This is a genomic window from Methylomonas sp. Uni0009 (genome assembly GCF_054188105.3).
The window spans coordinates 2,343,894-2,355,368 of record NZ_JBTAFN010000001.1 but is presented as its reverse complement, the minus strand read 5'-3'; the positions used below and the strand labels follow the sequence as shown (position 1 = coordinate 2,355,368).

General features: G+C 52.3%; 11 protein-coding genes and 1 pseudogene. 7 read left to right on the top strand and 5 right to left on the bottom strand.

What is annotated here, in order from left to right; genetic code table 11:
* Window positions 1-127 precede the first annotated feature (127 nt).
* A pseudogene (locus ACWAU0_RS11170) lies at window positions 128-695 on the top strand (IS5 family transposase); the annotation flags it as partial.
* 10 nt (window positions 696-705) lie between these two features.
* On the opposite strand, the gene ACWAU0_RS11165 reads toward ACWAU0_RS11170, so the two are convergent.
* Complete coding sequence (locus ACWAU0_RS11165) at window positions 706-1,233, bottom strand: site-specific integrase (RefSeq protein WP_458139223.1); 528 nt, start codon at window positions 1,231-1,233, stop codon at window positions 706-708.
* Between the two features lie 63 nt (window positions 1,234-1,296).
* The gene (locus ACWAU0_RS11160) at window positions 1,297-1,566 is read right to left on the bottom strand and encodes a site-specific integrase (protein ID WP_458139159.1); all 270 of its coding nucleotides are present in this window, start codon (window positions 1,564-1,566) and stop codon (window positions 1,297-1,299) included.
* 540 nt (window positions 1,567-2,106) lie between these two features.
* Between ACWAU0_RS11160 and ACWAU0_RS11155 the strand changes: the two genes are divergently transcribed.
* The 3 genes from ACWAU0_RS11155 to ACWAU0_RS11145 are packed head-to-tail and all read left to right on the top strand — an operon-like array spanning window position 2,107 to window position 5,632.
* Window positions 2,107-2,832 carry an ABC transporter ATP-binding protein gene (locus tag ACWAU0_RS11155; protein WP_458139158.1) on the top strand — a complete coding sequence of 242 codons (726 nt, stop codon included), beginning with the start codon at window positions 2,107-2,109 and terminating at the stop codon, window positions 2,830-2,832.
* Window positions 2,829-4,241 carry a DUF3526 domain-containing protein gene (locus ACWAU0_RS11150; RefSeq protein ID WP_458139157.1) on the top strand — a complete coding sequence of 471 codons (1,413 nt, stop codon included), beginning with the start codon at window positions 2,829-2,831 and terminating at the stop codon, window positions 4,239-4,241. The genes ACWAU0_RS11155 and ACWAU0_RS11150 overlap by 4 nt, the downstream gene beginning before the upstream one ends.
* Window positions 4,238-5,632 (top strand): DUF3526 domain-containing protein, encoded by a 1,395-nt coding sequence (locus tag ACWAU0_RS11145; protein WP_458139156.1) that lies wholly within the window; start codon window positions 4,238-4,240, stop codon window positions 5,630-5,632. Before ACWAU0_RS11150 ends, ACWAU0_RS11145 begins: the two co-directional genes overlap by 4 nt.
* A gap of 62 nt (window positions 5,633-5,694) precedes the next feature.
* Here ACWAU0_RS11145 and ACWAU0_RS11140 read toward each other — a convergent pair whose 3' ends face one another.
* Window positions 5,695-5,904 (bottom strand): hypothetical protein, encoded by a 210-nt coding sequence (locus ACWAU0_RS11140; protein WP_033159049.1) that lies wholly within the window; start codon window positions 5,902-5,904, stop codon window positions 5,695-5,697.
* A 360-nt stretch (window positions 5,905-6,264) separates the two neighbouring features.
* On the opposite strand from ACWAU0_RS11140, the gene ACWAU0_RS11135 reads away from it, so the two are divergent.
* Genes ACWAU0_RS11135 through waaC form a run of 3 tightly spaced genes read left to right on the top strand, consistent with a single transcriptional unit; the run spans window position 6,265 to window position 9,285 of the window.
* On the top strand, window positions 6,265-7,191 hold the full coding sequence (locus ACWAU0_RS11135) for a branched-chain amino acid transaminase (protein ID WP_415879082.1): 927 nt from the start codon (window positions 6,265-6,267) through the stop codon (window positions 7,189-7,191).
* A gap of 54 nt (window positions 7,192-7,245) precedes the next feature.
* Window positions 7,246-8,271, top strand: coding sequence for a lipopolysaccharide heptosyltransferase II (gene waaF / locus ACWAU0_RS11130; RefSeq protein ID WP_458139222.1), 1,026 nt, complete (start codon window positions 7,246-7,248; stop codon window positions 8,269-8,271).
* A 3-nt stretch (window positions 8,272-8,274) separates the two neighbouring features.
* Window positions 8,275-9,285 (top strand): lipopolysaccharide heptosyltransferase I, encoded by a 1,011-nt coding sequence (gene waaC, locus ACWAU0_RS11125; protein ID WP_458139155.1) that lies wholly within the window; start codon window positions 8,275-8,277, stop codon window positions 9,283-9,285.
* 12 nt (window positions 9,286-9,297) lie between these two features.
* Here waaC and ACWAU0_RS11120 read toward each other — a convergent pair whose 3' ends face one another.
* Entirely contained in the window at window positions 9,298-9,816 is a 519-nt protein-coding gene (locus ACWAU0_RS11120; protein ID WP_458139154.1) for a DUF3391 domain-containing protein, read from the bottom strand.
* Between the two features lie 46 nt (window positions 9,817-9,862).
* A complete protein-coding gene (locus ACWAU0_RS11115; protein ID WP_205451302.1) occupies window positions 9,863-11,086 on the bottom strand; it encodes an HD-GYP domain-containing protein in 1,224 nt (407 codons plus the stop codon).
* Window positions 11,087-11,475: the final 389 nt, after the last annotated feature.

Sequence of the window (11,475 nt, the reverse complement as noted above, 5' to 3'; positions counted from 1 at the left end):
CGGCTTTGTTGCATAAATTGATTATAGTCCCCCATGGTGTAGGGAAATTCAATGTAAGCGAGCCGAAATGCCCAAACCACAAGCCAAAACCTATAGAACCACCAATTGGCGAGACTAAAACTGATCCTTGAAACAGCTTGTCTCAATGCTGTTTTGGGTTGATAAGAACATGGATTGGGTTTCGCCTGCTAGTGATAAACGAGGTCGGGCAAGGAAATTTTCCGACGCTACCATTCACTTTTACCTGATGGTTAAGAACCTATTCTGGTTGGCATTACGGCAAGTCACCGGCTTGGCGGAAAAAATTATTGAAGTTATCCTACCCGGATTGGCCGACGCCATATTACTCAACGCTGTGTTGTGACCAGCAGCGTTTGCTGGTGTGCACTGCCTATCGGGCTAATCCGAACGGCTTGCATTTACTGGTCGACAGCACAGGCTTGAAAATGCTGGGCGAAGGTGAGTGGAAAACACAAGAAACAAGGCGCCGAGTATCGTCGACAATGGCGTAAGGTTCATCTGGGAATCGACGCCGAAACACTGGAAATTCGAGCCTTTGAAGTCACGTGGAATCGTATCGGTGACGCACAAGTATTGGGATTCTTAACCAGATTCCTCAGGACGCACGGATCAACTCCGTCAGTGGTTATGGCACCTATGATACCAAGCGCGATCACGCTGCGATTGCCGAACGAAATGTATAGGTTAGGATCTGATGTTACGCAGCCCACGCTGAACTACGATATTCTGAGAGGATGAAAAAAGCAGAATTAGAGTTATACACGGATTATCTGAGCAATGCACAACGGCCGCCGTTCTGAGTGCCGCCGGGCCATCATGGGTAAGTGCGCCTAGCAAGCGTTCGACTTCGTTTTTGGTCAGTGTCTTCGGGAGTGAGGCTTGTTGCCAGTTGGCCGGAAAACTGGTGACGCCGATCAAATGATAGACGGCATCGCCCAGGGTGGCGCGATAGCGAAAATAACCGCGTAATGCCGAAACCGTAGCGCCGATACTAACCGCTTTATGACATCGCGTGCTTTGGCTGGCTATGAACTGGCGTATCTGGTTTGGCTTGATCGCATCAATCACCACGTCGCGATCGGCAAACTGTGCCAATAACAAACTGCAAACGATGGCAAGATACTGTTTACGTGTTCTGGCAGCGAGTCCACGCACGTTATACATGTGGTCATTGAATCGTCGAAGCTCCTCATCAACCGGCGTATGGCCTATCGATGGATCGGCGATGATGGCATTGGCGCGTAGGATTCTCAGTAAATGTCCCAGTGCCGCATGTCAGTCTTTGGAATCCGAGAATGCCGGTTTCTCGCAGCAACAGCTCGGCCGATGCTCATCCAGGAAACGCTGGATGAGCCTTTCGTCGATGGATTTGACATCAATATGGCTCTCGGTGAGCCAGTGAGCAAAATGCGTCAGTCCGGCAAGGTAGTTATCGATGGTATTGGATGCATAGTGGCAATCAAACAGATGCAGCATGAATGCATCAACGTGGGGTGCCAGTGTGCTATCCAGTAGACAACTAACGGCGTGATGGTCAACGTACAATATTATTTCCTGAGGTGGGTGAGATTCCACTTCAGGAAACAGGTAAAACTATCTCAAGCTACGGCTAAAGCATCTCGGCTCAAACCCAATCGCGCTCGGCCTCTCTGGCAATAAAGATCAACAAGCTACACATAGTTTGCAACTACACATAGGGGTCGATAACGATCATTTACTATCGATTCATAAACAAATCAAATAGCGCGCAATTGGCTTGACAAACAGGCCTCCGACTCGGGCTCTCAGACGCCGAGTACCAATCGGCTTTTTCGTTCTCTGAGAACGAGCTATTACCGCTGGAATTTCCGTTACTAATTCGCCAAAACCTATCGCTTTACGGTTGCAGAGGTCTTCTTCACCAGAACAAAACACTGCGTCATCGGCTATCAACAATACCCTGGATCAGTATATCCAGGAAAATATCCCGTTAGTACAACGCCCCCATTACGCCAGTCTATCGTTAAAATACTGAACATGCCGGGCGCGGCGGCAGGCCATCCGGCTGACCGTCGCAGATCATTCACCTTAATCCAAATACCTTATATGAACGCTGAGTCCCCCGTATTGGCCGCCCGCAACCTGGTTGTCGAGTACCGACAACACCGTGCGGTCGATAATTTAAATTTACACATCCCCAAGGGCTGCGTTTACGCGCTGCTGGGTGGCAATGGCGCCGGCAAGTCGACAACCATCAGCACGTTTTTGACCTTCAACCAGCCCAGTAGCGGACAGGTGCTGATCGAAGGCGAATCGCCGCACGCCAATCCCGATCTGGTGCGGACGAAACTGGCCTATTTACCGGAAAACGTCGCGCTGTACGAGGTAATGAGCGGCTTGGAAAATCTGACTTATTTCTGCGCGCTGGCGAATATTCGTTTGCATGACGAGCAAGCCCGTCGTTTGTTACTGGACAGCGGCCTGCAAGCGGATGCTCACGGTAAACGGGTGGCGGCGTATTCCAAAGGCATGCGGCAAAAAGTGGGCTTGGCGATTGCCTCGGCGAAACAGGCCAAAGCCATGTTGCTGGACGAGCCGACCTCCGGCCTGGACCCGAGCGCGGCCAACGACTTTGCCCAACGCATCCGCGCCGCCGCCGATCAAGGCATGGCGGTGTTGATGGCCACCCATGATTTGTTCAACGCCAAGCAAGTCGCCGACCGCATCGGCATCATGAAAAGCGGCCGACTGGTAGAAGAATTCGACGCCCACACCGTGCAACACGACGAACTGGAGCAAAAATATCTGGCGCATGCCCGGGGCTTGGCATGATCAAAACCATCATCCGCAAAGAATTTCTCGCCACACTGCGCGACGGCCGCTTGCTGACCTTGGGCATCGCCCTCTTGCTACTGTTTGTTGGTTTTTTCCTGGCATCAGCCTACGAATTGCAGCAATTGCGCGCGGAGAAACACCGCGTCGGCACCACCGCCAAGGAACAGTGGAATACGCAGAGCGTGAAAAATCCGCACTCCGCCGCGCATTACGGCATCTACGTGTTCAAGCCGGACACGCCGGTGGCGGCGCTGGATCCGGGCTTGCGACCTTATATCGGCCAGTCTTTATGGCTGGAACCGCATAAACGCAACCTCACTCGCTTCAGCCCGGCGGCGGATCAAGTGCTGGCCGGCCGTTTCGGTCAAGCCACGACCAGTTTCGTGCTGACTGCGCTGTTACCGCTGTTGATCGTGGCCTTGACCTTTAATGCGGTCAGCCAGGAGCGCGAATCCGGCACCTTGCGGATGTTGCACAGTGTGGGGGTGAACGCCGGCGAGTTGTTGTTCGGCAAATTGCTGGGCTTGTTAAGCGCATTTGCTCTGGTCTTGGCACCGGCGCTGTTGGTAGCAGCCGTGATACTGCTAGGCAACTTCGCGTTTACCCTGGATGACGTGCTGCGCCTGCTGGTGTTGCTGCTGCTGTTAAATCTGTACTACGGCATCTTCGCCGCAGTCGCCATCGCCGCTTCCGCGTCTTTTAGCACCAGCCGTACCACCTTGTTTTGCCTGCTGGGCTTTTGGCTAGCCAGCGTGTTTATCACCCCGCGCCTCGGCGCAGTGACTGCGGAAATGTTGGCACCCAACCCCAGCGCCAGCGAGTTTTGGCGTGAGATCAAGGACGACATTGACCACGGCCTGGACCACGACGGCGACCACGAGCAACGCGCCAAAGCCTTCGAAGCACAAGTGTTGACGCAGTACGGGGTGTCCCGCAAGGAAGATTTGCCGGTCGGTTTCGTGTCCTTAAATCGTCAGCACAACGATGCTTATTCCGTTAAGGTCCATGCCCTGCATTTCGACGCCTTGCGCGACAATTTTATTAAGCAACAACACTTGAGCCATCTGGGGTCCTGGCTGGGCCCGAGCCTAGCGCTACGGTCTTTATCCATGACCTTGGCCGGTATGGATTTGAGCCATCAACGGCATTTTGAAGACGCCGCCGAACAATATCGGCACTATTTTATCAACCTGACCGAAGACTGGGATCGCGAGCGTAGCCGCGGCACGGAGCGCAAGGCCACCGGCGCTGAGGCCGATTGGCGTAGCGTGGCGGACTTTAGCTATCAAGCCCCGGACATCGGCTTTGCCTTGCGCACCGCCGAGCTAGATCTACTAGTGCTATTGCTGTGGTTGGGTTTATCGGTGGGCTTATTGAGTCTTTCCGCTCGGAGGCTGGTGCCATGATGCAGTTAATCGCCATCGAATGGCTGCGTTTTAAACGCAACAGCTTAAATCTGTGGGTGACAGGTTTGTTTCTGCTGGTGATGCTGGCTAGCGCCGTTTGGTCGGGTTTGGCTGCGCGCGAATTCCGTCAACACGGCACCGCAGCCCCGCAGACCGTCAACGCGATGTCCAATCAAGCGGAGATGCATGACGCCCCGAAAGCGGCGGACCACACCCCCAAAGCCAATGCATTTGCCGCCAGCGCCGCCAGCGCCGCCGCGCCGCCTTTGCGGCTGCCGGCCCTGAGCGGTTTGGCCTTGAGCGTGCGGCAACTGGATTTTTTAAGTACCGGCATCAAAATCTCCACTCGCAGCCGCCACACCGACGGCCGTAACAGCGATCAGTTGTTCAACCCGATGCTGCATGAGTTGGGCATGCTGGATTTTGCCACCGTGTTCGCGCTACTAACGCCGCTGATGGTGATTGCCTTGAGCTACGGCCTGGTGCAGGAAGACCAGGAGAGCGGAGTCTGGCGTTTAGTCTGCACGCAAATGTCGGCACCCTGGCGCTTGGTGTGTGCGGCGTTGAGCGTGCGCTATGGCGTGGTGGTACTGGTGGTTTTCAACAGTTCGCTGTTGGCGCTATTGCTCGATCCCGAATTTAGCGCGGATACACTGGCTTATTGGCTGGTGTTCGCAGGCATATACACACTGGTGTGGTTTGGCATCGCCGGCTTGTTTCTGCTGCTGCCCTTCTCCTCAGGGGCGGCGGCCATCGGCATGCTTGGCGTCTGGTTGATACTGACCTTTGCCGGCCCGGCCTTGCTGACCTGGGCAGCCGACCAACATGCACCGATGCCTTCCCGGCTGGATAGCATCATCGCCATCCGCCAGTTCCAGGAGCAAAACAATCAACAACGCCAAGCGCTGCTGGCGCAGTGGTATAGCGATCATCCCGACCTGACGATGCCGCAAACGGGCAAAGAGTTACCGCGCGAAATCGCCGGTCTGCCGGCCGGATTGGTTCTGGATCAACAGATCAGACCGGTGATGTCCCGCTTCGACAGCGCCCGCCAGGCGCAATTCGAGTTTTTGGAAGCGTGGTCTTGGCTGTCGCCGGCGCTGGCAGCTGTGCAAATGGCCGATAGGCTGGCCGGCATCGATGCGCCGCGCTATGCCGAGTATATTAAGGCGGTGAATTACTTTGAAGATCAATGGCGCGACTATTTCGTCCCCAAGATCATGAGCGATAGCGCGTGGAGCGATGAACTTAGTCACGACCAACCGCGCTTTGCCTTTGCGCATCCGGTAAATCCGGCTGCGTGTCTAAGCTTGATTGCCGGACAAGCGGCTTTGGCGTTTCTGTTGTTGGCGGTACTCTTCGGCTCACGCCGGCGCTTTGCCAAAGCCTGACGACGCTATTTGGCTAAAAGACGTCCTGGACGACTCTAGTCGTCCGGGTCGGCTGCGCAAAGTTAAGCCACTATATTTCTGACGCATTGCCTGGCAAATACATTGATAGGCACGCTGCTGCTTAAATAGCGGTTGAACAATTCGTTAATCGTCAGCGGATTGAGGTATACATAAATGCCGCAACCGGTAATGGCGATAAACTGCCTGCTTAACGTTTCGATAAACACGATACGCAGGGTGCTGATTTCGTTGACTTCATTGCTTGTTTCCATGACGCTCTCCCGAATCTGCCGATTTGACTACTAAATGACCAGCATAAGTGACGCCAACTAACAAAAGCCTTTAAAAATCATGGCAGTAAGATTTTCCCAACCTTAGGCAACTTCTAAAAATTGACGCTGAGTTTAATTTATCGCAAACAGCGCTTGCCGTCGGTAGCCTATGCCACGTGGAATCAGTGAATTATTTCACCGGTGTCCACAATCCATCTTGGGCCTGCCAAACGCAGTCTCACGCCAAAATCAGGACTTCTGCGCAGCCGGTATTGCCGGAGAGCGCTTTATAGTACAATTTCCGTCAATTTTAAGCCGACGCGGCGCAGCAATAATCACTAAACAAAACAGGTTCAGATAATGGCAACGATGGATGATAGAGACGGGTTGATTTGGCTAGACGGAAAATGGGTTGATTGGCGCGATGCAAAAGTCCACGTCTTGACTCATACCCTGCATTACGGCTGTGGCGTCTTCGAAGGTTTGCGCGCTTATAAAACCGATGCCGGCACCGCGATTTTCAAACTGGCCGAGCATACCGACCGTCTGTTCCGCTCCGCGCATATCATGAACATGAAAATGCCGTTTTCCAAGGAAGAGATTAATCAGGCGCATCGCGACGCCGTCGCCAAAAACAATCTGGACAGCGCTTATATCCGCAGCATGGTGTTCTTCGGCTCCGAAGGCATGGGCTTGCGCGCCGATAACCTGAAAGTCCACGTCATGGTCGCGGCCTGGACTTGGGGCGCCTATCTGGGCGCGGAAAACATGGAAAAAGGCATCCGCATCCGGACCTCGTCGTACACCCGCAACCACGTCAACAGCACCATGTGCAAAGCCAAGGCCAACGGCAACTACATCAATTCCATCTTGGCCCTGCAAGAAGCCTTGTCCACCGGTTACGACGAAGCCTTGCTGCTGGACCACGAAGGTTTTTGCGCGGAAGGCAGCGGCGAAAACTTGTTCATCGTCCGTAATGGCAAAATTTACACGCCGGAAACTACCTCAGCCTTAGAAGGCATCACCCGCGATACCCTGATCACCATCGCCCGCGAACAAGGCTACGAAGTGATCGAAAAACGTATCACCCGCGACGAAGTGTATGTGGCAGACGAAGCATTCTTCACCGGCTCCGCCGCCGAAGTCACGCCGATTCGCCAATACGACAACCGCGACATCGGTTCCGGCAGCCGCGGCCCCGTCACCGAAAAACTGCAAGCCCTGTATTTCGACTACGTGCAAGGCCGCCGCGCCGACCATAAGGAATGGCTGACGCTCGTTTCTTAAGTGACGGAACAAGCTTATAAAATCCTGGTCGTCGGCCCGTCCTGGGTCGGCGACATGGTGATGGCGCAAAGCCTGTTCATCACCCTAAAGCAACAACATCCCGACTGCCTGATCGACGTGCTGGCCCCGGCGTGGTCCTTACCTCTATTGGAGCGTATGCCGGAAGTGCACAAAGGCCTGACGATGCCGTTGGGCCACGGACAGTTTGATTTGCGGGGGCGAATCCGCATAGGCCGGGAATTGCAAAGCCAGCATTACGATCAGGCGATTGTGCTGCCCAACTCGTGGAAATCGGCCGTTATCCCGTTCTTTGCGCATATCCCCAAACGCACCGGCTTTCTCGGCGAACTGCGCCGCGGCCTATTGAACGATGTGCACACCTTGGATAAGACTGTGCTGACCATGACCGTGCAACGTTTCGTGGCGCTGGGTTTGCCGAAAGAGGCGCCGCAGCCACCAACTTACCCGGTTCCGAAGCTGGCGATCACAATCGAGCAACAATTAAGCGTCTGCAAAAAATTCGAGATCACCGGCGCGGATTTAATCGAAATCCCCCACCCCAGCTCTCTGCTTGAGGGCTCGGAAGAGTTGCGCCCTATTGTCAGTAAAATCCTGGCCCTGTGTCCCGGCGCGGAATACGGTCCGGCCAAGCGCTGGCCGAGCCAGCATTACGCCGCCATAGCAAGGCAAATTGAAGAACAAGGCTGGCAAGTCTGGTTATTCGGTTCCGACAAAGACAAAGCCGTTGCGGAACAAATCAATGACCTATCGGGCGGCATTTGCCGTAACTTCGCCGGTATTACCTCGCTGGCGGATGCGGTGGACTTGTTGTCCTTGGCTGACGCGGTCGTCAGCAACGATTCCGGCCTGATGCACGTCGCTGCAGCACTGGATAAAAAACTGATCGCGGTTTATGGCTCTTCCGACCCCGGCTTTACCCCGCCGCTACATCCCGAGGCGAAGATTCTGGATTTAAACCTGGATTGTTCGCCGTGCTTTAAGCGTGAGTGTCCGTTGGGCCATACTCGCTGTTTGACGGAAATTAGGCCGGAACAGGTACTGGCGGCGTTGGAAGCCTGAGCGATGAAAATTGCCATCGTCAAATTGTCGGCTTTGGGCGACATCGTTCATGCGATGGCGGCCTTGCAATTCATCAAAGCCGCCTTACCGCTGGCGCAAATCGACTGGATAGTTGAAGAACGCTTCGTCGGCGTACTGGCCGACAATCCACACCTGGATAATATTTTGGGTGTGAATTTAAAAGCCCTGAAAACCGACAAATGGCGTGTCTTTGCCGAGATAAACAAAATACGTACTTATGCCGAGCAGGGTTATGACTTAGTGCTGGATGCTCAAGGTTTGATTAAGTCCGCAGTGGTCGCGCGCTTGCTGTCGGCCAATTGTGTGGGTTTCGATCATGACTCGATCCGGGAAAAATGGGCGGCTTTTTTTTACAGCCGGCATGTCGCCTACCCTTACGACGCCAACACCATTGATCGCAATGTCGCCGTGCTGACCCAGCCGCTGGGTCTAAATGTGACACCGGAGCAAATCCAGGCAAAGCAGCCATTTTTGTTTTTTCAGCCGCCGCAAACCGCCTTGGATGAATATTTTCTAGCCGATCAACCCAACATCATTCTGGTCATCGGCTCGACTTGGCCCAGCCGTAACTACCCATTAGAAAAATTTCTACAGGTCATCTTCGGCCTGGAAGCTAATTTTCTGATCAGTTGGGGCAACGAGAAGGAGCACTGGATGGCGCAATGGCTGGCAGAACGCAGCCTGGCGCGGGTATTACCGCAATTAAGCCTCAATGATTTGAAAGCGGCGCTGGCCAGAGCCGATTTAGTGATCGGTAACGATACCGGGCCGACGCATATGGCCTGGGGTTTAAACCGGCCGTCGATTACCTTGTTCGGGCCAACGCCGGTCAGTCGAATTTATCAAACCGCCATCAATAAAGCCTTGAAGTCGCCTTCACCGGTCAATCCGTTCAAGCTGGATAAAAACGATTTTTCGATTGCCGAAATCGACCCGCGTGCTGTCATAGCCCTGAGTAACGAGCTATTCGGCAAAACCCAACAACGCGCCTGAGTAAATGGCCGGCTAAGTTTTTTCCAGTTCGACAAACATTTTCAGTAACTCGACAATCGGTTCGTCACTAGCCAACACCCTGATTATCTTGGTCTGATTTTGCCGCTCATCGGCCAGATCAAGCAGGCGCTCATGAAACAGCAGTTGTTTCTGCGGATTGGTGATCACCTTCACTAACGGTTGCAAGGGCGATTGTGAGTTTTCCTGGACCACCACCGCCAATTCATCGGTCTGCAATTCGACGATGCAATTCACTGGGTAAGCAGAATCGCTTTCCTCGGCGCAGCTGCGCATCTCCGCAGCCGCAGGGCTGCCGAAATCGATTATGTCGGTTTCAGCGGGCTTATCCACGTCGATACCTTTGCCGGTATCGATAGAAACGGTTTGGCAATACTCTTTTAAAGTATTAATTTGTTTATCGGATGAAATCAGAAATTTAGTTCGAAAGAAAGGTGTATCTATCCATTTCCGATCAGTGCCGCAAACAAACATGCCTTTTCTGAGCTGGTTAATATTAATTTTTTTAACCATGTTGAAAAAATAATATCCAAGGCATGTTATTTACAGAACTAAAACCTTAGCCAACTACCGCATATTCTTTCGTAAACTTGCCGTCTTGATAATACTTGGCTAAATCGACACCACAATCCTGCGGCCGTATCACCTGTTTGACACCATAGCGTTTACCGCTTGCATCGGCGATATTCAAGGACAAATCGAGTATCTTCTCTTCAATAGGGTTTTTATTGCCATCTTGAATCAACAATATTTTTGGCTTAAGCCTATCGGCCTTATTTTGCTCGACTATTAAGCCGATTTCACCACTACTTAATTCCACTAAATTGCCCTGCGGATAAAATCCGATGCAATTGATAAATTGCGTCACATAATTAGCTTCAAATTGCTGTCCCATCCCTTTTACCAAAATTCCCAACGCCATAAGATGCGGCTTACCACGCTGATACACCCGGTCACTGGTGATGGCATCGTAGGTATCGACCACCGCTACCAGCTTGGTAAATATCGATAGCGTGGTTTTGTTCAAACCTCTGGGATAACCGGTACCGGCCAAATGTTCGTGATGATCGTAGGCAACGTCAACAGCGCCGGGATAGACATTACGGGCCGACATTAACACGTTGCGTCCGTAGAGCGTGTGCTTACGCATGATGTCCATTTCATAGTCTTCTAAAGAGCCGGGTTTATTAAGGATTTCCAGCGGCACTTTCATTTTACCGACATCGTGCATCAAGCCGCAAAAACCCACTTTATTCAGGTCTTCCATCGAAAAATTCAACTCCCGACCCAACAGAATAGACAATATGCAAACATTCATACTATGTTGCGCAGTATATTGATCCTGATCTTTAATTTGGGTCAGCAACAGCATCGTATCGGGGTTTTCCAATACCTTATCGACGCACTCGGAAACAGCTTGTTTAACCTCACTGACACTAAATTGATTCCCAAAACGAATATCGTCCATCACCGTTTTAATTAAATTACCGGTGCGTTGAAAGGTATTGGCGGTTTGGTTAAAAGATCGCGCAAAGCTCAGATGTTTACGCGCTTCGGTATTTCTGGTGGGAATCGCCCCGGAGAAGGACTTTTGGTATTTGACATCGATATAGACATAATCACAAATCGCCTGGATGGCTTGGATATCCGCATGACTTTCAATCACAATTCTATCCAATAAAAAAGGTGAATCCGCCGTCGGCGCTTCCAGACGGCTTACGCACATACCCACTCTCAGCTCATATACATGAATTCTGAGTATTCCATCCTCTTTATCTGCCATACCAATCCAATCGGGGATTTGTAGAAATCCAAAAAATTTGAAAAATAGCCGCCAAAACGGCATCAAGGAAAATTGTGTCCGACAGGCCTCGGACGCCAGTTAGCCAGCATACCTAGTTCACCCGATCTTGTCCGAACAAAAAGCCCGCAAACCGGCGGCGGATCACAAATCCAATTGGCTTTTTAGTATAGGCGAAGCAGATTTTATCGTGGCCTAATATCTCGGATTTGAGTGACACGCCTACAACCGATTTGCCAATCGCTTTCGGTTCAAGTCACCGCCTTTGGCGCCTTCGATTATTGACCCGACATAACCTCAAACTGAAGCCCAGCCTTTATAGCCGTTGGCAAATTAAGAATTGCTTGATTTTTGTATTGGTTTAAACTGGC